The organism is Leptospira koniambonensis, from assembly GCF_004769555.1.
Taxonomy (GTDB): Bacteria; Spirochaetota; Leptospiria; order Leptospirales; family Leptospiraceae; genus Leptospira_B; species Leptospira_B koniambonensis.
Map to the genome: position 1 here is coordinate 144,074 of NZ_RQFY01000012.1, position 25,044 is coordinate 169,117.

Genomic DNA, 25,044 nt, shown 5'->3' on the forward strand with positions numbered 1-25,044 from the left:
GTTTTTAGGTCTGATACAAGTGGAATCACTTTTCACTGATGCTACTGTTATCTTTGATGAAAAAGATTGGACTAGGTTTAAAAAATCTAAGAAAATGAATGCAGTATGGACCAGGAAGTGCTAATTAAAAGGATCACCTTCGATCCTAAAATCTTGGGCGGAAAGCCAATCATTCGGGGTCGTAGATTAGCCGTTGAGCATATCCTTGGAATGCTCGCGGCTGGCGATACATCTAAACAGGTCCTACAGGGCTATCCATGGTTAGAATTGGATGATATACAAGCATACCTTGTATATACACATCGAGTTGTTTCTCATGAAAGAATAGAGAATATTCCTACTGATTCAAGCCAAGTTGCGTGAGAGTCTTATTAGATACCTGCGTTTGGGGCGGTGTATACTAGCAGGATAGTCGCTATGTCGAAAATGAAAAATTGGAAAAAAAATGTCTGATACAATAAATGCTTTTACAAAGCTATTTGAAAGCATTATCGATAAATATGGACCATCGAACACTGTTCTAATTGGAATTGTATTGGTTGCTGTTCTATTTTTATTCCGTCTATATACTGATTACAGGAAAGATCGAGAAAGAGACAAAATAATTGAAGAAAAGGAGCGAACTGTCTAGCGACTTGCTCAGGAAGCAAGAGAATGGCGAATTGTTATTCTAAAAGAAAAGTATAAATGGACCGATGAGCAAGTTGAAAGGTTCATACATAAAGGCGACTTTAAAGACGGTGTTGAAGCACGTCAGAAATTAGAAGGAACAAAGTAAGATGAATACTAATTCCACAATAGTTATTACTACCTTTTTTGCAATTTTATTGGTCTTCGTCATTAAAGAGATTATATTAATTTATAGAAATATACGGAAAATACGCCGAGACAGACATTTAATTAGAGTAGAAAAAACTAGAGAGTATTTTTCTAACATTCGCGAATCTTTACTTCGTCTGATGAGAAATGAGACAGTTCATCCTGATAATGATCTTTTCCAGGTTATTTATTCTGTATCTACAATGATAATGCGTCGCCCTGACCAATATGCAGAATTGAGTGATTATCTAGTTGTTTCTTTTATAAATACTAAAGTTGAGAAAAAACAAAAATCGAATAAGGCAGAAATTCCAAAAGAGCTGAAGTCGCTTCTGTTTAAGACTGCAGAAGGTTTATATAAAATTATAATTGAATATTCCGCAATCCTTAGAGTTTTATTCCAAATAAGCAATGCCTTGAAACAAATTACTCCATTAGAGTTCCTTTCCCCAGTATTCAAACAAATTCGGGAAAAAATATTTGAACAAGAAGTTAAATCTAATCCAAAGATAGAAAATATCAATATTGCTAGAAAAGAGCTTAAGACTCTCTCTTTGGCCGCTTAAATAATCAGCGACTAATCAAACAGTGGAATATACACCTGAAATCTCATACTTAGGCCGTCACCTTTGCCTTCTTTCTCTCTTGTATGGCGAATATGAATTGCGAAGTAAGGATGAAAGATCCTCAAAAAAGAATAAAAGGATTTATCCGTTACAACCAAGCCTGTCTCTTCTGGAGTAATTGATTCTTCTACGAAAGCCGGATATAAATTTTTCTCTTCTGCATAAATGAGGCTAGAGTAGATCTTCCAGTTTTTACCTACAGAAATTTGCAAACCTGCTTCTGTGAGTTTATCTCCGTTCTTTCTCCATTCTTGTCCTAATTCCCATCTCCAAAATTTTTTTTGATACGATATGTATAAACCTTTTCCAAAAATCCAAGAAGAATGATCTGAAAAAGAATAAGCTCGAGCTTGGGCCAAGATTGCGAACCAAGGAAATTCTAAAATTTCCATTCTTCCTAAAACTGATTGAGCAGAGTAGATTTCCTTCCCATCGGAAGAATATCGATTGGATTCTGCGAATTGTAATCTTCTATAGGGCCCTGGTTCCCAGACAAATCTGAATAATTCTGCTTTTTCTTCCGGATCTGTTCTTTCTGAAAGCTGGAATAATTGTCCTGATCTTCCTCTAAATCCTGATACAAATATTCTTTTGTCCTTCTCTCTGTCCGCCCAAGAAGCAGATACAATTCCTTGAGGATCGGTCTTTGTCCCAAAAATTTCAGTTCTGAACCAATAAGGCCTCTTTTCTGATTTTCTTTCTTCTGAAGAAGGGAATTCTAAAAGTATAAATCCTTCTTTTGTCTGGGGAGAATAAGCCAATTCCAGATAATTTTTATATGGTTTGAAGAAGAAGCCTGGTTGTTTATTCGCAGAATTTTCTGCATAATAAGTCCCTAATATACTTTCTCCGAATTTTAATCCTAAAAATCCTGTTCTAACAGTTGGTTGTTCTAAGAACCAAAAAGAAGAAAAATCAAACTTTTCTCTTAAAAAGAAAAAATGATTTAAAGGTCTGAATCGATTCCCGTAAGAAAGATAAATATTCTTATTCTCGAATAGATAAGAACCTAAATAAGTTTCTCCTCTTTTTTCTAAAAATAATTTGTGCTTGGAACATTCCGCATCAGGAAGAGCTAAAATAAAATTTTTGAAACAAACTTCTCCTCTAAACCATACTGTTTCCTGTCTTTTTGTATAATACCTGGAATCATATCCTGAAAAAGAAACTCCCGTGGAAAAAGGGGATGGTAAACTTTCCGCAAATAGAATATTCGAAAAAAAGAATAATACGAAGAGGGATCTTTTCATTTAAAATCCCCTTTTGGTCCGGATCAGTCTTTTTATTTTTCTTCTTTTAGGTTCCGGAATTGTACCTAAATAATGTTCAAATTTTTCAGCAGGTCCTTTTGAAAGTGAAGAGATGGAAATGGATTCCTGTAAGGAAAACCCAAGTCTTAATAATTCTTCTGTTTCGAGAGAAGGATATATATTTGTTCTTTCGGTGGGTGCTTGTGAGGTAGTTGTAGGTTTGGGTCCTTCTTCTTTTTTATAAAATGGAGAATATCCAAGTCCTACAAATCCGATTGGATCTTTCTTTGATTCGAAACCTTCTACCTGGCCTAAAAATCCTTCCCAGTTCCCGTATATCGCGATAGAAATTCTATCTTCAAAATCCGGGGAACTCGTTTGGACCCTTTCAAAACTTAAGCCGATCCTAAATTCTGAGTCATGGGAAGAGTTAAGTAACATCCCTAACGAATTTTCTTCCTGATTTTTTCTTCCGAAAATATCCCAACTCAGTTTGGGACCATAGGTCCCAATGGAAGTAAAATAAGAAGAAGGTTCCGAACCTCCTTTTCCCAATCTAAATCGGATACCTAAATTTTGAGTTAGCTCTGTTTGATAACCTAAGGAAACTGTTTCGAAAAATTTCCCTTCTTTGTTTCTGCCGCTGCGAACATAGGAGAGTCTGTATTCTTCTTTAGAGCCGAATGAGAATGGAAGTTGTAGAGAAATTCCGGGCAAGGGAACTTCTTCTTTTTCGAATATTCCAAAAAGGGATGTTTCTCCTCCTTTCCACCAAGGACGGATCCAAACTTCCGCAGGTATATTTTGATCGAATCCGAAAATGAAAGCGCTGGGAAGAAGAAGGATGACTAAATGTAGGAACCTCATTCCCGAGACGGGTCAAACTGAGTGAAAGGCCAGTGCGATTTTTTTGGAATTAGGCTATTTTTTTCCTAATTGAAACCCAGCCGACTCAGGATTTGTCCGGGCCAAGGGTAGAATGGTTTTTGTGAGTGGGAAATTGCTTGAGCAGATATTCAGAAATTTCCCTAAAAAAACACGGTAAACGCTTGACGGTAACTATAAATTCGTATAGTATATAAATAACCGTTTAGTAGATTATTGGTGTAATTAATTCAATTTATGTCGTCTAAATAGACGAGGGAGAGAAAGTTATGATGATTCGATCTCTACAAGATTCAGGGGCTTACGAAAGAAGCCGTAAAGGTCTCGCTGGAGCGGGATTCGATTGGAGGGAAAAAGTTCGTTCTTCTGAGCCGAACTCTAAAACCTTCGCGGATTATTTGGAAGAATCTTTCCAAGGGGACTTGGTCCAGGACGGAAATTGGTTCTCTGAAACACTTTCCGAGCTGAGCAAGAAGAACCTGAGAAAAATTTAAACTTGGCTGAGCGCTGGGGCTCAGGCCTGGATCCTAGATCTCGTATCCTGAATGATGCGGTGGATCTGGAAGACTGGGAGCTGATTGCCGTTCTTTTGGGCAAAGGGAGCAGGGGCCTTCCTGTCGAAGATCTCAGCCGAGATATTCTTAAAATGTCCCGAGGATTGGGAGGACTTCTCTCATCCAATATTCCTAGAAATTTTCATATCAATGGTTTGGGTAAGGCAAAGCTTACTACCTTACTAGCCGCTTTAGAACTTGCTAAAAGACTCAAATACGAATCGATCCGAATGTCGGGTTATAACCCGACAACTCTTACTTCTTATCTGCAGGGTTTATTTTCCCCTTTAAAAAGAGAATGTTTTGTTTTAGCCACCATCTCTCCAGCAGGAGATCTTTTAAGAGCAGAGATTGTCTCCAAAGGTAGTTTGGAAGAAGTGGGAGTCCTTCCTAGAGACTTGGTCAGGATCGTTCTCAATGACGAGGCATCCCAGGCGATATTGGCTCATAATCATCCAGGTATGATCTGTTATCCAAGCCAAGAAGATTGGGATGTCTATACCAACTTAAAGGACCTACTGGGCAGTTTGGACGTGGAGCTCTTAGACCATTGGATTTTTGGAATTGACGGGATCTTTTCCTGTAAACAATCTACTCGACTAGAAGAGAACTGATCTAATTCTCCTCTTAAATTCCAATCCTAGGTTGTAGATGACCTCTTCCGTTTTTTTGCGTAATCTCAGAATTTTATCAGTTCTTGTCAGAAGGGATTATGCATTGCAGTACGCAGGTTCTGCATTGGGCCTGACCTGGATGTTTCTTCAAAACGTAAGTCTTATCCTAATCTATACGGTTGTATTTTATTTTATTGGGATCAGATCCCAGGGCGAAAATTCCATAGAATATTTTTCTAATGTACTTAGCGGACTTTTGTTCTGGATCCCATTACAAGAATATTTGATCAGAGGCACAGGAATTCTCACTGATAATAGACAGTTGATCAAAAGATCTCCTCTTGGTCCTGAAATTTTTCTTTGGATCCCATTTGTTCAGTTTTTGTTGCATTGGCTCGTAACTTCTATTCCGATCTTCATTTTTTTGGGCTGGGCGGGCAAACTCGGATTTTGGAGTTTACCTCTTTCTTTTTTATCTATGTTCTGCACCGGATTATTTCTGGCCTGTCTCCAAAGTTATTTGGCTCGAGTGAATATTATTCTAAGAGATATTTCTCCTTTGGTGAGATTATTGACCCAGTTTTTGTTCTGGGGACTTCCTATTCTTTATGAATCCAAAGGTATTTTAGGAAAACTGAATGTGTTTAACCCATTCTTCTTTCCTTTAGAAGTTTTTAGATCTGCGTTACTCCTTGGATATACTCCTCAAGCTGGGATTTTGGACTTTCTACCTTTTTTTGGGATTTTTCTGGGGATCTTTTTTCTAAGTCGTACTAAATTGAATCAGATAGTGTTGGATCACCTTTGATTAGAATAGAAAATATTTCTAAGACCTACCAAGGTTATAGCAAACCTTGGAATAGACTTCTAAGTGCGATGACCTTTGGATATTTCGGCTTGGATGTAAAATACAAGGCATTAGATGGGATTTCTTTTTCTGCGGGGAAGGGAGAAGTCATCGGGATCATCGGCCGAAACGGAGCTGGAAAATCCACCCTACTTAAATTGTTAACCGGAGTTTCCAAAGTAGATTCGGGTAAGCTGGAGAAGAAGGGAACGGTTCGTTCTATCTTAGAATTGGGCGTTGGTTTTAATCCTGAACTTTCTGGAGAGGAAAACTTATACTATAACGGTTTAGTTTGGGGATTAGATCCAGAAGAGCTGATCAAATCTTCGGAAGAAATTTTTAAGTTTTCTGGTTTGTCTGAATTCCGCAAAAGCCCTTTGAAAAATTATTCTTCCGGAATGACAATGAGATTGGGATTTGCACTCGCGACTGCAAAACGTCCTGATATTTTGATCGTGGACGAGGCTTTGGCTGTAGGTGATGCAAGCTTCCAACAGAAAAGTTTAAACAGGTTCCGCAAGTTTTCGGAAGAAGGAACTCTGACTTTAATTGTAAGTCACGATCTGGAACTTTTAAAATCTGTCTGTACTCGACTTATTGTTTTAGAAAAAGGAAAATTGGTATTCGATGGGGATCCGATAGACGGCTTTAGAGAATATATGCAGATTATTGCATCTTCTTCTTTGGATGGAAATACTAAGATCCAAGATAAGGATTCTTTGGTTGAATCTTTGGATGTAGAGATCCAATATGCAGGCAAATCAAATCCATCTATCCTTCCTGTGGGCGCCGAAGTTTTATTAAGAGTTGCAGCATCATTTCGTTCTTCTCTAGAAGATCTAACCGTCGGTTTTCATATTGATGATCATAGAGGGATCAGAGTTTTCGGAACGAATACATTCCATATAGGCGGTCGCCAAAAAGATCTAAAACCAAAGGAGCCTATTCGGATCGATTTTCGTTTTCCTATGAATCTTTCTCCGGGAAAATACTCACTTGGGATCGCATTACATTCTGGAGAAAGTCACGCAGAAGGTTCCTATCTATGGAAGGATGGGGTTCTGCAATTCGAACTGGAAAGATTGGATGTCCCTAAATTTGAAGGCGCAGCTTGGATCCCGGTCAAAGTAGAGGCGAAAAAAGGGGATTTTTCGGGATAAATTCCTTCCCAGCCTCCTCTTTGAAAGGATTCTGGTTTTCGTATGAAAGTTTGCGTAATTGGAAGCGGCTATGTGGGCCTAGTGGCCGGAGCTTGCTTCGCTGAATATGGAAATCATGTGATCTGCGTGGATAAGGACTCTAAAAAAATAGAGGACTTGAAAAAAGGAATCATACCTATTTATGAACCTGGTCTATCCGAATTGGTTTTGAATAACCATAAGGAAAATCGACTTAGTTTCAGCACTTCTATCCAAGAAGGAGTAGAAGGCTCAGAAATCATTTTTATCGCTGTTGGAACTCCAACATCTGACGATGGATCTGCTGATCTAAGCGCTGTATTTGCAGTTGCAGAGCAGATCGGAAAATCACTCAACGGTTACAAAGTGATCGTGGATAAATCCACTGTTCCAGTAGGGACCGCTGCTAAAGTTAAAGAAATTGTTTCCAAAAACACCAAACATGAATTCGACGTTGTATCCAATCCAGAGTTCTTGAAAGAAGGTGCTGCGATCGACGACTTCATGAAACCTGAAAGAGTTGTGATCGGTGCAGACACTGAAAAAGCGGGAGAACTTGTTGCTCAACTTTACGCTCCATTTGTATTGAATGGAAATCCTATCATTAAAATGGGAACTGTTTCTGCAGAGCTAACTAAATACGCATGTAACGCATTCTTAGCTACTAAGATCTCATTTGCAAATGAGATCGCAAACTTATGTGAAACCGTAGGTGCAGATTACGAAGATGTAAGAAAAGGAATGGGAACTGATTCCAGGATCGGCCGCCAATTCTTATATGCTGGTATCGGTTACGGTGGATCTTGTTTTCCTAAAGACGTTCGTGCCTTGATCCGCACTTCCGAAAATTTCTCTTCTTCTCTTCGTATTATTAGAGAAGTAGAAAGAGTGAACGAAGATCAAAAAGTCCGTTTATATACAAAGATAGAGGACTTTTTCGGAAAAGGCCAGATCAAAGGAAAAACTCTAGCAGTTTGGGGACTTGCGTTCAAGCCAGGCACAGACGATATGAGAGAAGCACCTTCTATTCCTCTATTATTAAAATTGCATGAAGAAGGAGCTAAGATCAAGGCATTTGATCCTGTTTCTAAAGAAACTTCTGAATATTATTTTAAAGATAAGATAGAATATGCTAAAGATGCGTATGATGCGTTAGAAGGCGCAGATGCACTTCTTCTTCTTACCGAATGGAGAGAATTCAGAGAACCTGATTTTTCCAGAATTAAAAAATTAATGAAAGGTCATGTGATCTTTGACGGTAGAAACCAATATCGTCCGGATCATATGAAAAAAGAAGGATTCAAATACTTCTCTATTGGTAAACAATCGGTTTAACTTAGAGCCGATTCAATAAGTCCTGGATCTCTTTTTTTTCCTCAGGATCAGAGCTGAGTTCCAGGGCTTTTTTTAAATCTTCTTTTGCTTCTGTTTTTTGGCCGAGAGAAGAATAAGCTCCCCCTCTATAATACAAAGCAGCTTTGGAATGTCCCGTTGGGAACTTGTCCAAATATAAAGAAAACGTTTTGATCGTTTTCTCCCAATTTTTTAATTCTGAAAAACTAAGTCCCAAATTGAATAATGCCTTATGTTTGTTCTCTGGCATTCTAGGATCTTCGGATGCGAATGATTTATAGAAATAGTCCGCTGCCTTTTTGTATTCTTTTGCTTCGAAGTAATATTCTCCCACTTTTAAGAGAAGAAGATTATTTTCAGGATCTTTTTCCAAGTCAGCAAGTAGACTAATTTCTTTGTCTCTTTTTAAATATGCTGATCTTAAGGTTTTGATCACCATTTTATGATCAGGCATCCCAGCGATCTTCTCTGTGAGACTTCCGTTCTTATCTAAAAATAGAAGAGTAGGATATCCTGTGACATCATACTTTTTCTTTAGGTTAGGAAACCTGTCCCCATCCAGAGAAAGAAGTACGAACTTAGACAATTCTTGTTTCACTTCTTTTCTAGGATAAATTTCCTTTTTGAGGGTTTTGCAATATCCGCACCAATCTGCATACACATCTATAAAGATGGGTTTTCCTTCCTTCTTCGCCTTATTAAAAGCGGTCTCAACGGAGGTCTCCCAAACCTCGGCGCTTACTTCGGATGTAAATATGAGGCAGATCAAGAGAAGGATGGATCGGGTTTTTGAAAAGGGGAGCATAAGTCTCATCTCTTCGACCTTTTTTTATCCGTTTCGTTTTTAAGGAAACGCAGAAATACGGAATTTTTTGTTTACCGTCAAGAACAGGTCCGGATAGTCGAAGTATCTCCGGTGGTAATGATGGACTTCCTGCTTCAGTTAGAGCAAATCCTTAAAAAAAGAAAAGAAGAACTTCCCGAAAAATCCTATACTGCGGACCTCTTTCGAGGCGGCGTGGATCGTATCCTTAAAAAAGTAGGGGAAGAAGCTGGAGAAGTGATTATTGCTGCAAAAAACGCAGACAAAAAAGAACTCACTCACGAATCCGCGGACTTACTATTTCATTTACAGGTTCTTCTTGTGGAAAGAGGTCTTTCTCTTTCCGACATAGTAGAAGAACTTAAAAAAAGACATTCTTAAAATCAGTTCAAACTTGGAGTTTTGTCCCACATTCTGGACAAAACTTCGCTCCGAAAATTTCTATTTTAAATCCACAGTTATGACAGAACTTTCCGCCGAGCGGAGGTTTGGAAGAAGTTTCCGTTTTGGAAGATATTGCAGAGTCTTGGCTGATCCTTTTGTCCTGCTCTTCTAATTCTTTTACTAATCCAGAAGAGATAGATTTGAACTCTGTCTCGGTCAATTTTCCTGTATCAAATTCAATTTTCAGATCTTTTAAGTTATCCAGAAGAACATCTCTTCTATCAAATAACTCAGAACTTTTAGGGTCAGTTTCGTACGGAATATATTTTGCAAATATACTTACGTAAACGAATGGTGCTGAAACGATAGCGACTAAAATTATATAAAAGAAAATTAATAAATAATCCATTATTTCTGTTTTTCCTCTATTTCGGAGATGTACTTATCGAATGAGGAATGATTTTCCGATTCTGTAGCAATTGCTGCTTTAGGAGCGGTCCTTCTTTTTAAATATAAATAGATAAGAAGTATTCCGAATGCTGCGGCGATCGCGATACTAAAATCGATCCAAGAAGAATCAGGTTTTGCCAGAATGTCTGGACCAAAACCCATGATGACTCCTTGAGCCATACTTTGGCTTCCATTTTCAATAAACTTAGCAATGATAGGATCAGAAACCACATCTTGACCGAAACCGTGGACCATTTTTTCCACGATTACATCCGCAGATTCTCCAGCTCTAATTCTATTCTCTATAAAAAGTTTGAGTTTTGCAGAAACCGTACAATTATTGAAAGAACAACTTTTGATCGCGATAGAAGGGATACAAATACATCGGATCCTTTCTGTCACATTATGGAATATGCGGATCTGTTCTGGATCAGTCAGATTCGTAAAAGTAGAATCTGCATAAACTGCGTTTGTCCAAATAAAGAACCCAAAAAGAGAAATTAAGATTTTCTTATATAGTTTAGAAGAGATCAAAACTTTCATTTTTTATCTTCTCCTATTGGTAATAGGATCAGCAGTCCAGATAAGAAGAACATCAAAGATCCTGCCCATATAAATTTCACCATCGGATTTACCCAGACCTCTAAATTTGCTACGATCTGGTTCGGGAATTTTAGATATTTTGCAGCCTTGATTGCTGGGTCTCTTGTAAAGAAGAAGTCCAAAAACATTCCAGGTAGATCCGGATTTTCGTCCGAAAGATCTGCATGTTCAATTGCTCCCAATTGGATATAAAGATCTTCTTTTGGGGTAGAAGAGATAGAAGGTTCACTAGTTGGAATATGTGTCTCGAAATCTCCGCTTAAATGTGAGATTTGAGGATAATATCTTCGCTCTGTTACCATCGTATCAAAGTCTTTTAGTTGTCTTTTGACTTCGAAGGTCGCTTCATGAGAAACAATTACGTTTCTATGATTTACTCCAGCTTCTGGATCTCCGTTCACAATCGGTTTGATCTTAAGAGTGGTTGCACTTATTGTATAATCTCCTAAGATTGCAGTATCTTGGCTTGCATAGATAAGCTCATTGGTAGGAGAGAATTTTAAGAAATAGAAAAACTTTACAGAAGTATTTTGTTTGAATGCGTTTCCCGCAAGACCGATAAACAAGACTACCATGGATAGGTGAACTAAATATCCACCGTATCTTCTTTTGTTTTTCAGAAGCATTCTAAATCCGGCTTGGAAATAATTCTCTCCGTGGATAGCGGACCTTCTCGCCTTGATACCATTATGATATTCTTGTGCGATCCCAGCTATAGTAAAGATCCCGAGTCCTACCGTAAGAACGCTGTAAATCTCTCCCATTACATCGCCTAGGCTGTAATCGCTGATGGAGAAATTGTTTCTGTAATATAGGATATAGATCCCTGCACCTATAATCCCTGCGATCAACGGTTTTAATAATGTAGTAAAAAAGATTTGGTCTGCACCTTTTCTCCAAGCGAGTAATGGAGCTGCACCCATGAGTAGAATAAGAAGAATTCCCGCAGGAACTCCCCAGGAATTGAACCAAGGCGCCTTATATTCTACACCTGATAATAATGGAGAGAATACTCCTAATAGAATGGAAAGAGTCGCTATCACCAAAAGGAAATTGTTCAGCAAGAAACTTCCTTCTTTGGAAGTGATTGCTTCTAAGTTTCTTTCCGGCTTAAGTTTATCTTTTCTATATATTAGGATCCCAAGATAGAATAAGAAGCTTACGCCGATAAAAACTATAAATGGGGTTCCGATACTGGATTTAGAGAAAGAATGTGGTCCTTCTAAAACTCCACTTCGGGTGATCCAAGTCCCGAGCAAGCAGAAATGGAATGCTAATATGATCAGAAACATATTCCAAAACTTTAACATTCCTCTTCTTTCTTGGATGATCATTGAGTGTAAGAATGCAGTGGATAGAAGCCAAGGCATCAAACTTGCGTTTTCGACCGGGTCCCAGGCCCAATAACCACCCCATCCCAATTCTTCGTAAGCCCATTTGGAGCCTAAAAGTATTCCTGTTCCTAAGAAGAACCAAGAGAAGATACTCCATCTTCTTACGAATCTAAACCAGTTCTCTGATAATTGCCCTGTGATTAAAGCGGAAGAAGCAATTGCGAATGGGATCGCGAAACTCACATAACCTATATATAAAATCGGAGGGTGGATGATCATCGCCCAGTGTTGTAGTAATGGATTTAATCCTCTACCAGCAACTGCAGCAGGTTGGAATTCACGGAAAGGTTGTGCGTCTGGAAAGAAGATCGCTAGAAAGGAGAAGAAACATGTGATCACTGCTAAAGAAAGATTCATTACTGGAATTCTTTCGTTTAATAGATCCTTTGTTTGCCAAAGAACAACGAAGGTGAATCCGGAGAGTAGCAAATTCCAGAACAGAAGTGAACCGGAAGATCCTGACCAAACAGAAGTCATCTTATAGAATAATGGAAGATGTTCACTGGAATGCATCGCAACATAATAGTTGGATAGATCCGTTCTCATGAGTTGGACAACCAACACTATGAATGCCAGTAGAACGACCGCAAAATTGGCCATTAGAGTATAACGGCCTAATTCTAATGCTCTGGAATCGTTCTTAAAAATTCCGTAACTGGTTTGGATAATGGAAAATAATAGGATGGAGAAGGAGGATATGAGACAAACTGCACCTAAATCATTCATTGTTCTTCTTCTTTATAACCTGCTTCGTATTTGGATGCACATTTTGCTTCTACCTTATCGGCTACAAGGACTCCGTTTTTCCAAACTCCGTCCACTCTTGCTCTGGCACCTTCTTTAAATGCATCAGGTAATAATGTAGCTCCTGTAAAAAAAACAGGAACTTCTTTTTCGTTTAGTTGGAGGACAAACTTGGCAGTTTTTCCTTCCCGGATAAGAGAACCTAATTTTACAAATCCTCTTACTCTTAATAGATCATCTGCTTCATATTTTGTAGTATTAGCAGCTAAATCAGAAGCATCCAATAATGTGTAAGAAGTTTCTTTAGAAGAGAAGAATGCAATTGTTCCTAAGGAAAGTGCGATGATACTCGCAAGCACGGTAAATTTCACGTTCATCTGTGTTTTAATTCCAGTCCTTAGACCAAGGATATCGGATACGGAAGGGAAGAAAAGTGGAAATACTCTCTCTAAACCCGTAAACGAATAGGCCTATTCTCTCTTTCCAGGCAATGCTCGTATTTTCTAAACTTTGGGAAGAAGGTATAAAATCGTCTATGGTCAGAATTTTGACCCTGGACCTATAGTCTGTCGGCCAAGGATGGATCTTAATCCCAGTATTTGCAAATACCAAGAGTGATCTTTCCATATGAAATGCAGAAGTGATTAGGATTGCAGACTTCCATTTGTTTTTACGGAAAAGTTCTGCCGTTTTTTCTGCATTCTCCTTAGTGTTCCTGCTTTCATTCTCCAGAAAAACAGCTTTTGTAGGAACTCCTAAAGTTTGAAAAAATTGGAGAGCAAAGTCTGATTCCTTTTTAGTTTGGAAGAATAAATTCCCAGAACCACCAGTGAAAACAATACGAGGAGCTTTTCTTTTTTGGAATAATCTTACGGCGTCAGTCATTCGTTCTGCCGCAGAAGTCAACTGCACCTGTTGCTCGTATAATGCAAGATTGTCTACGGCCCCACCTAAAACTAAAATTGCATCTGAATTTTCCAAAGTTTCTTCACGAACTGGAGGATGTTTTTCTTCCAAACCTCGGACCAACCATTGGGAAAAACTATCTGTAGAAGCTGTCCAGATAATGAGCGTTGGAACTAAAATCCAAACCTTATGTTTGAATTTAGGAAGTCTGAAGGCAAAAAATACCAACAGAAGTAAGGAAGCAGGTAAGGGGAATAAAAAGGCCCCCGCGAGTTTGGAGACCGCAAAAAAGATCGTATCCATTTTTACTCTAGGAGTTTTCCGCCTACAGCCCAGTTCTCTCTGGAAACTTCGTCGATCACGATATACGTAGATTCGGGAGGTCTTGACGCAACTTTTGCAAGAGTTTCTGAAAATTCTTTAGATATCTGCTGTTTTTGCTCTTTTGTAAGAGGTCCTGCGACTTTTAAATTGATATAAGGCATACGTTTCCTGGTTTGAAAGGGTTTAAGGGTGACTCAATGGTTTATTTCGAACGGGTATTACGCAACGGATTTTTTTCTAAAAATGGCAGGTTCGTTCAAGCCAGAACCTGGGATCTGAGTATATACTGGACCTGAAATTGTGAGGAGTTTTATCAATGAAATTCGCTAAGGAAATGGCCTTCTATTCTGCATACCACCAAGAAAAAAGAAACGTGTGGATCCATGTGTTAGGAGTTCCTACCATCACCTTCACCTTATTTTTGGTGCTTAATAGATTAGAGTTAGTTAATGTTTTCGGTTATACAATAACTGCTGCTACCGTATTTGGGATCGTAGTGCTTGCGTACTATTTCACCTTGGATTTTATTTTCGCAGCTACGACTACTTTGGTGTTCGGATCTTTGATGTTCCTTGCTCAATACATTACCCTGTCATTGACTGCTACCACTGCATGGAGCATTTTTGCAGTTGCTCAGTTAATAGGTTGGGGAGCTCAGTTTTACGGACATTTTATCTTTGAAAAAAGTCGTCCTGCATTATTCGACAACTTATTCCAAGCTGTAGTATCTGCTCCTATTTTTGTAATTGCAGATGTGTTCTTTGAATTGGGACTAAGAAAAGATGTGCAAGAAGCAGTTCGTAAAGAATTAGCAGCACAAGGCAAACTCAAAAACTTCAGCACTGCTCATTAACATTCTCTCTTGCTTTTACGCAAACGCCCGCGGTCCAAGCGGGCGATTTTCTTTTATCATATTAAATTTAACTTAAACACAAAAATGAACTGCAACGTTCGTATTTGCACCCAAAAACTTAGAAGGTTGGACACCAAACATTCTTTTAAAAGTCCTACTTAAATGCGCTTGGTCTGCAAAACCTGCCGCATGAGAAGCCTCAGTCAGATTTCCACCTTCTTTCAAAAGTTTTGCCGCTTCATGAAGTCTTAACCAAAGTTGGTACTGTCTGACAGGTAAACCCATCTGCAATTTGAAAACATGCATAAACCTTGTTTCTGAAAATCCGGCTTCTTTAGCAAGTTCTGGAACTGAGATAGAACCGGGAAGAGCAGATTTCATTCTAAGAGTTGCGGATAAAACTCTTGGATCCAAAGAAACTCGAGAAGGTTTTTCAGTTCCTACACAAGCCAGAATATCTTCGAAAAGCTCTTTGGCCGCCTGGCAGTTTATATTTTCATGAAATAGATTTTTACATCTGGAAAGAACTGGTTCTAAATTTTCAAAAGCTATTTCTGAGATTCCCTTTCTTCCGAACCTGGCAGCAACCGAAGCATAATCGATACCATAAGGATCGATTTGTAAAACGATCATATTAGAATTTTCTGCGGAAAGAGTATGGTAAGTATTAGGAGCCAAAACTACAGCTTGGAATTCCAATACATTGCCTGATTCTTCGATTACTTTGAATTTAGAAGTTAAAGAGATTAGAATGGAAACCGCATAGTGAGAGTGGGGATCTGTGGTCAGTCCTTTTTGGGCCAAGAATACCCTGGCTCCGAAATAGAATAATGTTCCTAATTGAGATTCTTCCATTTCCCGAATACCGGATTATAATTTTTGAATGATTCTTTCCAGGGTTTTTTCAGGACGTTCGAATGGAAAAAAATGGGAAATATCATCCCATAACTCTAAGCTTGAATTGGGGTTTCCTCGAATTATTCTTTTGGCAGCAGAAGGAGAACATACTTCGTATTTTCTGGGGATCGTTATATGAGTTTCTGTTTGGATCCTTCTATATTGTAATAAACTTAAGAAACTAACCGAGTTAAAAATTTTAGCTTCTAATTCAGGAGGACAAGATAAGGCCCATTTATCTCCTTCTTTTCTGAAACATGAATTCAAATAATCATCGAATACTTCATCAGACCAATTTGCAAATGTAGGGGTCTTTCTAAATGCTTTTTTGACAAGTGTCAGATCTTTAAATTCTCTTCTTCTTTTGATTGCACCTTTTGCTAAAGGAGTATCGAAGGCTAACGCAAGAAGAAGGTAAGCAAAATTTAAGATCACTGGATCCATTGCAAAAATTTTACGGAACAGATCTGGCCTTTGGTAAGAGGAAAGAAGAATGCTTGCTCCTCCTAAAGAATGTCCAACACCCACAACATTCTTCAAACCTTCTGTTTCAATCAGAGATAAAATTTGATCTCTAAAGAAAAACCAATCCTTCCATTCCATGTTTGGTTCCGATTGACCATGACCGCAAAAATCTAAGGCAATAACTCTATGAGTCTCGGAAAATTTTTTGATAAGATAAGAATAACAACCTGCAGAAAATCCATTTGCATGAGCGATCAAGATTGGATCAGAAGATTTATTACCTGCATCTATATAAGAAAGTTTGATCCCGCGGAAGTTAAATGTTTTTCTATCCATTCAAGATTTGCCCTTGCTATTTCTTTCCCTTTGCTTTCGATGGACAGGAATTCGGAGTTTTGACCGATTCCCAAATAAGGGATAATACACTCTTCCTAAGGGGAGATTACAAGAAAACAATAATCGAATTCTTGAGAGAGATAGATGAAATTAACGGTGATAATCATTTTCGTAGTCGCATTATTCTTCAATGCCTTAGCAAACATTTTGATCAAGGCAAGTTCTTTAGGAGATAAAACAAATACGGCTTCCGGAATCGAAGGATTGATCAAAGCATTTTTACATCCAGTGTTCTTTGCGGGACTTGCTTCTTTCGGGATCGCGTTATTAGGTTATAGATGGGTATTAGGTAACGGATTAAAATTATCTTTGGCTTATCCACTCTTCACATCTGCAGGATTTATTATAGTGCTCGTTGCTTCTGCTATATTTTTTAAGGAAGAACTAAATTGGACACAATGGACAGGCATAGGTTTGATACTCGCGGGAGTATGGTTGACCTCTGCAGAAATGTTCGTCTAAGTCATAAAGTTAATAAATAATAAACCGAATAGAGTAGTGATCTCGAACTCGATTTGTAGCCGAGATCATTACTTCTGGAGTCTAATTACAGGAGGATATGCTAAAAATTCAAACCGGTCCAAGCTTAAAGTTTTTTAACTTTATAGGATGGTATGAGTTTTATGAAGACTCGCGCCTTTCTCCTTTCTTTACTATCTATAGTTTACTGTTCCAGTTTCGAAACTTCTACAAATATCCAAACAGATCACGACAATCCTATCGGATATTATGAAGGAGATCCACTTCCCCCAAAAACTGCATTTTTAACATTTGATGATGGGCCTTCCGACTGGACCTCCGACGTATTGGATGTTCTCAAAAAAGAAAATGTAAAAGCTACATTCTTTGTGTGCGGCGCTTGGTTACCAAAGGCTAGCAATAGAGGAAACAGTTTCAGAAAATACAAAACTGTTTTGATCCGAATGAAAGAAGAAGGTCATACGATTGGAAATCATACACTTGGCCACCAGAACTTCGCGTATATGTCCCCGAAAAGAATAGAAAGCCAATTAGAGGAAAACCAGAGATTATACCAAAACGAACTGGGAGAATATTCTGGAAAATTAATATGGATCCGACCTCCTTTTGGATCTCCATATATCAAAACTAAGAACGAAACAATTCGAAAAAAAGTAAGTTCAGCACTCCAAGGGAAAGGTCTGGTATTCATGTGGAGCAAAGAATTTGATTCCACAGATTCCAAAGAATGGGTAAAAGGAGAATGGTATGAGAAAGGACCAAGGATCAATCCAGACAATGAAAAGTTCAGAAAGAAAATGGACCGGATCTATAACTCACTCGTATATAAAACGGAAGGGCAAGGAGTAGTGATCTTATTTCACGATACACATCCTACTACTAAAGAAGTCTTACCATATATCATAGAAAAATTGAAAGCGGAAGGATATACTTTCGCTACGGCAGAAGATTATACTAAATGGCGTTGGGGAAAAACTAGCGAAGAGTTAACTGAAGAAGACTCCGATTGAACGCCGTTTTTTAAAAACAAAAAACACTTTTCTTCCCACATTCCGGATCTAAACAGGTCCGAAGTTTATTATCAGGGAATTATAAAAATGAACAAAGGTCCACTTTCGGGAGTTAAGGTAGTAGATTTAAGCTTATTGCTGCCTGGCCCATTATGCTCCATGTATTTGGGAGATATGGGAGCTGAGATCATCAAGATAGAAAATCCAAGAGCAATGGATGCAACCAGAGTGATGTTCAAAAAAGCAAATGGTGCACCTTCTTTATATTTGATGTTGAACAGAAATAAAAAAGCCATCACACTCAATCTCAAAAGAGAAAAATCAAAAGAGATCTTATTTAAACTATTAGAAGATGCTGATATATTATTGGAAGGATTTCGCCCTGATGGACTTTCCAAGATGGGTCTAGGCTACGATGACCTAAAAGAAAAATTTCCAAGACTGATCTATTGTGGGATCTACGGTTACGGAGATTCCGGAGCTTACAAAGACTTTGCGGGACATGACCTAAATTATCTCTCGCTCTCTGGCGTATTAGACCAAACAGGAAAAAATCCACAGGCTCCAGGATTCCAATTAGCGGATATAGGAGGAGGAACGTTAACTGCTCTTTCTTCTATTTTGGCTGCATTGTATTATAGAGAAAAAACGGGACGTGGACAAAAGATCGCTATCTCCATGATGGAAGCTTCTCTTCAATTCATATCCTTATACGGAGGGATCTATTCTGCAACCGGCCAAAATCCGGAAGGTGGAAATGAATTATTATCTGGAAAACTTCCTAATTATTCTACTTACAAAACTAAAGAAGGACGTTGGGTTGCATTAGGTGCCTTGGAAGAAATGTTTTTCAAAACATTCTTAAGACAATCTGGACTCGATACACATTTAGAAAAAGTTCCGATTGCAGAGACACATTTTGCAGAATGGAAAAAGATCCTGACGGAATACTTCTCCTCTAAAACCCTTGCTGACCTTGAGCCTATATTCCAAAACCCTGATTCATGTCTAACTCCTGTTAAAACTCTGGACGAAGTTTCCAAAGATCCAGTATTAAGAGAGAAGGGGATGATCCTAGATCGCACCCACAAACAATATGGGGATTATATACAATTCGGTTCTCCTTTTCCTTTCTCTGAAAGTAAGGTGACCTATAGAACAGATCCACCTGGTCACGGAGAGCATAATCAGGAGATCTTAAAATCTTTGGGCTATACCGATTCCGAAATAGAAGAATTGAAAAAAGATAAAGTAATTTAATTGAAAGATTATTTAAAATCCAGAATTCTTTTCAAACTATCTTAGATATATAAGGTCTATCTCTTGTGAAATTCCAACGAATCATTTTTTCATTTATCGCGATAGGTATCCTAACCTCTTGCGCAGTTACTTCCAATCGTTCTGTTCTAGTGAATAAAGGAACTCCAGTCGATATTAAAGATATCAATCCTTCTGATAAAGGCCCGATTATCCTTAAAAAAATTATCGCTGCGGATTGGGCGACGGAACGCGCTGGTTTGATCAATTTAAAGGATCCGAAGGCAGTTGCCGCGGGTTTACAATCCGGTCAGGAACCGATCCAAATTTATTTTTACGTAATAGATCATCCTAAATTCGGTAGATATGTAGTAGATACCGGACTCGGTGATGTATTTCGCAAGGACACAAAAGAATGGCCTGTTTCGGGAATAGTTGCTTCTCAAATGAATCTAGGTGCGTTGAAGATCCATACTACGATTAAAGAGTGGCTGCAGAAAGAACCAAAGAAGGTGGAAGGTATCTTTCTTACTCATATGCACTTAGACCATATCTTGGGTACTCAAGATTTTCCAGTGGGGACTTCTGTGTATACTGGACAGAACGAACCTGGTGATACTCGGTTTTTACATCTTTTTGTGCAAGGAAGTACGGACAGAATACTTGGAAGCGATACACTTCTTTCCGAATTGAACTTCTTAGGAAAAGAAGGTTCTCCAATTAAATTTTTAGATTTTTTCGGCGACCAATCTTTCTATGTAGTTTCTGTTCCGGGACATACAGAGGGCAGCATCGCATTTTTGATAAAATCTACGAATGGGGTCCATCTGATTACAGGAGATACTTGTCATACTAGCTGGGGTTGGTTGAACAACGTGACTCCTGGAGGTTTTACTAAGGATTTAGAAAGGAATAAAGTGAGCCTAGATTTATTGCAGGCAGTCGCAGCTAAGTTCCCGAAAATTCAGGTCCATCCAGGACACCAAAGTATTCCACCTGCAGCTAAATAGATTTTTAATATCTTTACGATACTGAAGAAGAGCGAGAAACGCATTGAGGCAAAACGAATCTCGCTTCTAAGTAAGCTAATGCTAACAAGTAAATGCCTTCAAGCAATAGAAATGAGGTCCCGATATAGGTGGCCTCTTCTTGTAATCTCCATGCTTGTGCAAAACATTGTAAACCCCAAAGCGAATTTGCTATAATTAATATGAAAACAAATACACGAGTAAGGTTTCCCTTTAGGAAGAGTAAGAGAAGAACTCCAGAATACGAACCGTATATTAAATTCGCAGAACCTTCCATGTGAGTGAAACTTTCTTCCCAGCCGTTTAAGGTCGAAATAAAAGAGGAGAAAAGAAAGATGAATGCTCCTACGACTAATGCGCCGGAAGAATCGAGTGTGAGAATGAATCGAGCTTGTTTCATTTATAAAATAATAATAATACAAACATTAAAACTTGGATCGTAATTAGAGAAGATATAGATTCAAAAATCCATAACTTCAAATGTTTACCTTTCCAGATCACATCTATAGAACTGGATGTAAATATAAATCCGAACCAAAGAATGAAAGCAATGGATTGGCCATGAGCTTTATTTTGCAAACTCATATATTGCAGGATCAATGAGATAGAAAATGCAGTAGCAACGAAAACGCAGAAATTCAAAAATATTCTGATCCCGAGATTTTTCTTCTCTTCTTGCGAAGGTAAATTCAGGAATTTTGAAAGGCCGAAATAAAGAGGGCCGCTAAAAATGAAGGCGCAGATAAATCCGGCAACTCCTGCAACAATAGGCGCTACAATACTTTCTATCATGAAGTTTCTCCTAACAGAATCAACTGAGGCAGATATTTATTCATTTTTAGCTGAGGAAGTAAAGGAATTTATCGGTCTGAATTTTGTGTTTCTTGTAAGCCTCTGGGCGACTCCTCACATTTGTTCGGACCGCGCTCTACGCTGCAATCAGCGAAGCACCATTATAATTCTATAATTTAACACCCCTCTCAATAAGCATGGTGCATCGCCGGATTTCCGCTACGATCGCTGTCGCTTTGTTAATCGATGTCTTCTGTTCCTCCTAACATTTCTTTATTTTTTTCTCACGCAGAGCCACGAAGACGCAAAGGGTTACCTAATATATTTTCATTACCGAAAATCTGCTCCAATACTGAAATAGATTTTGTAGATAATTCCTGAGTGAACAAAAGAGTTAGATTGTGTTTGGCTCTCGAGCAACTCACGTAGAACAAGTTTCGGCTGCGCTCAAATGTATCCTGCTTGTCTTCAGGGATATTTTCGTTCATCCATTCTAACATTTGGTTCCAGTTATATTGATTCCAACCTCGACCACAAACGACAAGAACATTATCAAACTCTGCCCCTTTCACTCCATGCTTCGTTGAGAAAGGTGTTTTTTCGTCGATATACTCAGCCAGGTTTGATACCTCAAGATAATCTACAGATCGCAATTTGGTTAGTTTATCAACAAACTTCGCTTCATCAGCGTCTAGTTCGTCTTTCGGTTTTAATTTTAGCTGCGCGAATCGTTTCTCTGACTCTTCAATTTTTGATGGAATTCTCGGTGTTCTCGTCTCCATCAAAAGATCAAGCATATTGCCAATTGTAGAATTGGCTCTTGCTCTCATAACTTTATCAAGATTTATTAACCATTCTGTTTTATCCGTCTGGCGATTTAACTGTGGATAATTTTTCTTTTTTAATTGAAACAACTCACCGTATTGTTTGTTTTTGTAGGCAACTGCAGTTGGCTCTAACATTTCGAGAAAGAATTTTATATATTTTTCGTTCTTTTTTAAGTAGTCGTCCGTGTAATTAAAGCAATCAGCGAGATTTTTAAAATTTTGCTCGCTAGCGATAATGTTATTTGTTAAAAAAAGTATCTTAGTCTTGTCGGGGGATATATCCCATCCGGCTTCGAGCATTAGCTTTGTTGTTTTATCGACATATTCCTTTGCTGTGCTCTCTGGTAGATCACCCTTCCAATGTCCACCTCCTCTACCATCCCTCCGTGTACCTCCCCACTCATTAGAATGAAAAATATTTATTATCCCTTCCGAAGAAGGGTTTGATTCAGCTTGCGGTAGTTCTGGACGCATTCTGTTTAAACAACGGACAATATTTCTATCCGACCGGAAGTTTGCTTTCTTGCCGATTACTATGATTTTACCTACATTACTTGAAACTAATCCACAGGCAGAAGAACCATAAATTTTTTGCCAATGATCTCCGAAAAGACCAACAACAAGGCCAGAGTCGTTATCGATTAGGTTATTTACAATGCTAGTTGCTAGCTCGCTATCAGTATCCTGATATTCATCTATCAATATAATGGGGAATTTGCTTTTTAATAACTTCTGAAACTTAGGGTAGGCGAGCATATGGGCCATCAGAGCCACTACATCATCATGATGTAAGGTAATCTCACGTTCATTAATTGCTGGGAACCCTAATTCGTACTTAACAACTTGATCAGTAACGCCTACTGATTCACCTATCCGCTGCTGCCACTTTTCGCCAAGCTTCGGAAGGTATTCTCGAAGTTTTACCTGGTAGTGTTGCAATATGCTCCAGCAAAAGGCATGTATTGTATCTGCTAAAATAATCGGGTGATGGTCCGTCCTATCCTTTATTTCATTCTTTGCAACGTTTGTATATGTGATGCAAGCAATCTGTTGTCTATTGTTTAGCAATTCGTTCGCGCGACTTGAAATCAGGTATTTAATCGACTCAATCAATGAGTAGGTTTTTCCTGCACCTGCACCGGCCTCTAGGCGAAAACACTGGTTTTTATTGATACAATTTTTGAGTTGCTCCAATGTCTCGATCGAAGCTTTTTCAGCCGGGCTCAACTTATTCATGGGTGCGTAGCCTCATCCTTATCTAGCCATTCAAGTCCTTCTCGAATATACTTTGGTACGGCCCATTCTGTATTTTTAATAGAATACTCGATAGCAAAGTTAGCTTTGCTTTCTTTTCCAATGGCCTTTGCCTTTTCAAAAATAGCATTTTCCAATTCGATGCCTGCTAAATTTTCTAATGTAAAGAGGGTTGTGTTGGCTAAAATAAATGCATCTTCAAAGCTACGGCCACACAGTCCTCTTTCATCTTCATCTACCTGAAATGCTAGTCGGCGACAGCCGGAAACTTTGGATTCATCATTGTGGGAACGTATCTCAGTCAAATCTATGTATCCTTCCTTTCCAAACCAATTGGACAGACCAACATTGCTTGAATGTGTACCTTCACTAACGTATGAAGCAGAGTAGGTCGTTGGCTTTTTACCCGTAGTCTTTTTTACCGAATCCAAATCAGTTATGAATAGAGTCTTAAGCTCAAGAAAGTCGATAAACTTATAAAAATGATGCGCATAGGCACCCCCCACTTCGACAATAGACAAATATTTTTTACGCAAATTACATTGCCTTGTTTTATCTACCTTTTTGATTATTTCGGGCATAATAATTCTTTCAGTAGGACCTTCGATCAATATTGCTTTATCCGCAAAATAGAGGTCACATTTTGTAAGTGTTAAATACTTATGCAGAAATTCTCTATCCGCCTTTAGCTCTTCGCAATTAAAGGCTTCTCCCAGATCCTTTACTGTAGTTTCTTTTCCAAACTTAGATAAAAAGTAACGAATTTTGCTAAAATCAGCCTCATTGGCAATGTGCGAGGAATGTGTGCTTACTACAAACTGAACTGGCCACAACTTTCCATCGTTAAGTTGCTCTTGGAACTTGCTAACTATTTCCTCAAGTTGACGAATGAATACTTCCTGCATTTGAGGATGAAGGTGGGCTTCTGGTTCTTCAATAAAGATCAAATGGCCTTTCGGTGGCGTTGTTTGTGACTGAAACTCTCTGAAATATTCATAAATACGGAATAAAATAAAAATAAGATTACGAACACCTAACCCGTTGTAAGTTTCAGGGAGGTGGAAGAAATCATCACCTTTGTAAAACACTCTAGTGTTACTTTCTAAGAGCGATTTTAAATTTAAATCTGTAGCAGCACTTAAATTAGGATCTTGCAGCCCTGGATATCCAAATAAGTTTAGAGTGGGTAAAAGCCCCATTACTTTTTCTTGAAAATCAGTATCGACTTTCTCTTGTAGCTCTGAAACTACAATTTTGATTTCTTCAGATCTGGCTTTAAATTCTTCCGGTGCACCTGCATTGTTAGAGCTTTTAAAAATATTTCCGAGTGCTTTACCAAGAACATCACGTTCGTTATGAGTTTCATCGTCAAGGCCGCGTTGAGCATTTATAAGACCAGAAAGTATTAATCGTTTAAATGTTGCGAAATCAAGTCTTGCTTTATTGGTTCGGTTAGTAGGTTCTACCGCATAAACGACAGACTCGAAGTGCTGATTAATTAGATTTTTTAGATCAGAAAAATATTTTTTACGATCTTCTATATCTAATTCCTGAAAAAATTCCTTTATTTTTCCGTCTTTTAACTGGTAAGAAACTAATATGTTAGTTTCAAATAGCTTATCGTCAAGATCGATAATGAAATCTCCCAAGACTCCATATTCATTTTCATCATCTTTATAGTCGATAACTAGCTCCAATTCGATCGTAGGAATTAATGTCCTAATATCCCCCTCTTTGCTATCTAATTTAAATGCCTTCAGGGCTTCTTCGAAGCCTGTGAGACAAGACTGATTGAAATCTTCGTAGCGAACCTTCGATCCATTAGGATTTAAAAAACTGCGGAATATTTCTGCTAGGGATGTCTTACCCGTGTTGTTACGCCCAACGATGAGGGTTATCTTATTATCCAGCGTAAGAGAGACATCTTTTAACAATCTAAAATTTTTTATACGAGCCTTTTTTATTTTCATTGTTCTTCCTATTGAGATGTAAGTAAGTCTATATATAGAATGATAAGCTAGTGACCACGAA

At 38.3% G+C, this 25,044-nt stretch carries 28 protein-coding genes; 13 read left to right on the forward strand and 15 right to left on the reverse strand.

The features are described from left to right. The first annotated feature begins 105 nt into the window (after positions 1-105). On the forward strand, positions 106-363 hold the full coding sequence (locus EHQ52_RS18550) for a DUF433 domain-containing protein (protein ID WP_135616839.1): 258 nt from the start codon (positions 106-108) through the stop codon (positions 361-363). A gap of 416 nt (positions 364-779) precedes the next feature. Then, on the forward strand, positions 780-1,385 hold the full coding sequence (locus EHQ52_RS18555; RefSeq protein ID WP_135616841.1) for a hypothetical protein: 606 nt from the start codon (positions 780-782) through the stop codon (positions 1,383-1,385). A gap of 11 nt (positions 1,386-1,396) precedes the next feature. On the opposite strand, the gene EHQ52_RS18560 is transcribed toward EHQ52_RS18555, so the two are convergent. Together EHQ52_RS18560 and EHQ52_RS18565 are read right to left on the reverse strand one after the other, a co-directional pair. After that, entirely contained in the window at positions 1,397-2,695 is a 1,299-nt protein-coding gene (locus EHQ52_RS18560; RefSeq protein ID WP_135616843.1) for a hypothetical protein, read from the reverse strand. Continuing rightward, on the reverse strand, positions 2,696-3,562 hold the full coding sequence (locus EHQ52_RS18565; protein ID WP_135616845.1) for a hypothetical protein: 867 nt from the start codon (positions 3,560-3,562) through the stop codon (positions 2,696-2,698). It abuts the gene before it with no gap. 287 nt (positions 3,563-3,849) lie between these two features. Here EHQ52_RS18565 and EHQ52_RS18570 point away from each other — a divergent pair, with 287 nt between their 5' ends. The 5 genes from EHQ52_RS18570 to EHQ52_RS18590 are packed head-to-tail and all read left to right on the forward strand — an operon-like array spanning position 3,850 to position 8,108. Continuing rightward, positions 3,850-4,074 carry an LIC12298 family protein gene (locus tag EHQ52_RS18570; RefSeq protein WP_086446075.1) on the forward strand — a complete coding sequence of 75 codons (225 nt, stop codon included), beginning with the start codon at positions 3,850-3,852 and terminating at the stop codon, positions 4,072-4,074. 2 nt (positions 4,075-4,076) lie between these two features. Next, on the forward strand, positions 4,077-4,748 hold the full coding sequence (locus EHQ52_RS18575; RefSeq protein WP_135616847.1) for a JAB domain-containing protein: 672 nt from the start codon (positions 4,077-4,079) through the stop codon (positions 4,746-4,748). Positions 4,749-4,785: 37 nt separating this feature from the next. After that, a complete protein-coding gene (locus EHQ52_RS18580; RefSeq protein WP_135616849.1) occupies positions 4,786-5,556 on the forward strand; it encodes an ABC transporter permease in 771 nt (256 codons plus the stop codon). Beyond that, positions 5,553-6,755, forward strand: coding sequence for an ABC transporter ATP-binding protein (locus tag EHQ52_RS18585; RefSeq protein WP_135616851.1), 1,203 nt, complete (start codon positions 5,553-5,555; stop codon positions 6,753-6,755). Before EHQ52_RS18580 ends, EHQ52_RS18585 begins: the two co-directional genes overlap by 4 nt. A gap of 42 nt (positions 6,756-6,797) precedes the next feature. Continuing rightward, positions 6,798-8,108: a UDP-glucose dehydrogenase family protein gene (locus tag EHQ52_RS18590; RefSeq protein ID WP_135616853.1), complete on the forward strand. Its 1,311-nt coding sequence runs from the start codon at positions 6,798-6,800 to the stop codon at positions 8,106-8,108. A 1-nt stretch (position 8,109) separates the two neighbouring features. Here EHQ52_RS18590 and EHQ52_RS18595 read toward each other — a convergent pair whose 3' ends face one another. After that, the gene (locus EHQ52_RS18595) at positions 8,110-8,931 is read right to left on the reverse strand and encodes a thioredoxin family protein (RefSeq protein WP_135616854.1); all 822 of its coding nucleotides are present in this window, start codon (positions 8,929-8,931) and stop codon (positions 8,110-8,112) included. A gap of 120 nt (positions 8,932-9,051) precedes the next feature. Here EHQ52_RS18595 and hisE point away from each other — a divergent pair, with 120 nt between their 5' ends. Then, positions 9,052-9,330: a phosphoribosyl-ATP diphosphatase gene (hisE, locus tag EHQ52_RS18600; protein WP_008593771.1), complete on the forward strand. Its 279-nt coding sequence runs from the start codon at positions 9,052-9,054 to the stop codon at positions 9,328-9,330. Between the two features lie 7 nt (positions 9,331-9,337). On the opposite strand, the gene EHQ52_RS18605 is transcribed toward hisE, so the two are convergent. The 6 genes from EHQ52_RS18605 to EHQ52_RS18630 are packed head-to-tail and all read right to left on the reverse strand — an operon-like array spanning position 9,338 to position 13,915. After that, positions 9,338-9,742, reverse strand: a complete 405-nt coding sequence (locus tag EHQ52_RS18605; protein WP_135616856.1) for a zinc ribbon domain-containing protein — start codon at positions 9,740-9,742, stop codon at positions 9,338-9,340. After that, positions 9,742-10,326 (reverse strand): cytochrome c-type biogenesis protein CcmH, encoded by a 585-nt coding sequence (locus EHQ52_RS18610; protein WP_135616858.1) that lies wholly within the window; start codon positions 10,324-10,326, stop codon positions 9,742-9,744. Before EHQ52_RS18610 ends, EHQ52_RS18605 begins: the two co-directional genes overlap by 1 nt. Next, complete coding sequence (locus EHQ52_RS18615; protein WP_135616860.1) at positions 10,323-12,506, reverse strand: heme lyase CcmF/NrfE family subunit; 2,184 nt, start codon at positions 12,504-12,506, stop codon at positions 10,323-10,325. Before EHQ52_RS18615 ends, EHQ52_RS18610 begins: the two co-directional genes overlap by 4 nt. Beyond that, the gene (locus EHQ52_RS18620; RefSeq protein WP_086446084.1) at positions 12,503-12,901 is read right to left on the reverse strand and encodes a cytochrome c maturation protein CcmE domain-containing protein; all 399 of its coding nucleotides are present in this window, start codon (positions 12,899-12,901) and stop codon (positions 12,503-12,505) included. Before EHQ52_RS18620 ends, EHQ52_RS18615 begins: the two co-directional genes overlap by 4 nt. Positions 12,902-12,908: 7 nt before the next feature. Continuing rightward, positions 12,909-13,733 (reverse strand): YdcF family protein, encoded by an 825-nt coding sequence (locus EHQ52_RS18625; RefSeq protein ID WP_135616862.1) that lies wholly within the window; start codon positions 13,731-13,733, stop codon positions 12,909-12,911. 2 nt (positions 13,734-13,735) lie between these two features. Then, positions 13,736-13,915 (reverse strand): tautomerase family protein, encoded by a 180-nt coding sequence (locus EHQ52_RS18630; RefSeq protein WP_135616863.1) that lies wholly within the window; start codon positions 13,913-13,915, stop codon positions 13,736-13,738. A 155-nt stretch (positions 13,916-14,070) separates the two neighbouring features. Between EHQ52_RS18630 and EHQ52_RS18635 the strand changes: the two genes are divergently transcribed. Next, entirely contained in the window at positions 14,071-14,607 is a 537-nt protein-coding gene (locus EHQ52_RS18635) for an Mpo1 family 2-hydroxy fatty acid dioxygenase (RefSeq protein ID WP_135616865.1), read from the forward strand. 72 nt (positions 14,608-14,679) lie between these two features. Here the strand turns inward: EHQ52_RS18635 and EHQ52_RS18640 are convergent, their stop codons facing one another. Further along, a complete protein-coding gene (locus EHQ52_RS18640) occupies positions 14,680-15,462 on the reverse strand; it encodes a helix-turn-helix transcriptional regulator (protein ID WP_135616868.1) in 783 nt (260 codons plus the stop codon). A 15-nt stretch (positions 15,463-15,477) separates the two neighbouring features. Then, a complete protein-coding gene (locus EHQ52_RS18645) occupies positions 15,478-16,305 on the reverse strand; it encodes an alpha/beta fold hydrolase (RefSeq protein WP_135616870.1) in 828 nt (275 codons plus the stop codon). A 144-nt stretch (positions 16,306-16,449) separates the two neighbouring features. Here EHQ52_RS18645 and EHQ52_RS18650 point away from each other — a divergent pair, with 144 nt between their 5' ends. From EHQ52_RS18650 to EHQ52_RS18665, 4 genes are all read left to right on the forward strand, one after another. After that, the gene (locus EHQ52_RS18650; RefSeq protein WP_135616872.1) at positions 16,450-16,827 is read left to right on the forward strand and encodes an SMR family transporter; all 378 of its coding nucleotides are present in this window, start codon (positions 16,450-16,452) and stop codon (positions 16,825-16,827) included. A gap of 161 nt (positions 16,828-16,988) precedes the next feature. Then, a complete protein-coding gene (locus EHQ52_RS18655) occupies positions 16,989-17,855 on the forward strand; it encodes a polysaccharide deacetylase family protein (protein ID WP_135616874.1) in 867 nt (288 codons plus the stop codon). Between the two features lie 87 nt (positions 17,856-17,942). Beyond that, complete coding sequence (locus tag EHQ52_RS18660) at positions 17,943-19,115, forward strand: CaiB/BaiF CoA transferase family protein (RefSeq protein ID WP_135616876.1); 1,173 nt, start codon at positions 17,943-17,945, stop codon at positions 19,113-19,115. Positions 19,116-19,180: 65 nt separating this feature from the next. Next, positions 19,181-20,122 carry an MBL fold metallo-hydrolase gene (locus EHQ52_RS18665; RefSeq protein ID WP_135616878.1) on the forward strand — a complete coding sequence of 314 codons (942 nt, stop codon included), beginning with the start codon at positions 19,181-19,183 and terminating at the stop codon, positions 20,120-20,122. A gap of 13 nt (positions 20,123-20,135) precedes the next feature. Here the strand turns inward: EHQ52_RS18665 and EHQ52_RS18670 are convergent, their stop codons facing one another. The 4 genes from EHQ52_RS18670 to EHQ52_RS18685 form a co-directional block, all read right to left on the reverse strand. After that, positions 20,136-20,540: a hypothetical protein gene (locus EHQ52_RS18670; protein WP_135616880.1), complete on the reverse strand. Its 405-nt coding sequence runs from the start codon at positions 20,538-20,540 to the stop codon at positions 20,136-20,138. After that, positions 20,537-20,932: a DUF1761 family protein gene (locus tag EHQ52_RS18675; RefSeq protein ID WP_135616882.1), complete on the reverse strand. Its 396-nt coding sequence runs from the start codon at positions 20,930-20,932 to the stop codon at positions 20,537-20,539. The genes EHQ52_RS18670 and EHQ52_RS18675 overlap by 4 nt, the downstream gene beginning before the upstream one ends. A 284-nt stretch (positions 20,933-21,216) precedes the next feature. Beyond that, positions 21,217-22,995 carry a UvrD-helicase domain-containing protein gene (locus tag EHQ52_RS18680; protein ID WP_135616884.1) on the reverse strand — a complete coding sequence of 593 codons (1,779 nt, stop codon included), beginning with the start codon at positions 22,993-22,995 and terminating at the stop codon, positions 21,217-21,219. Further along, a complete protein-coding gene (locus tag EHQ52_RS18685) occupies positions 22,992-24,983 on the reverse strand; it encodes an ATP-dependent nuclease (RefSeq protein WP_135616886.1) in 1,992 nt (663 codons plus the stop codon). Before EHQ52_RS18685 ends, EHQ52_RS18680 begins: the two co-directional genes overlap by 4 nt. Positions 24,984-25,044 lie beyond the last annotated feature (61 nt).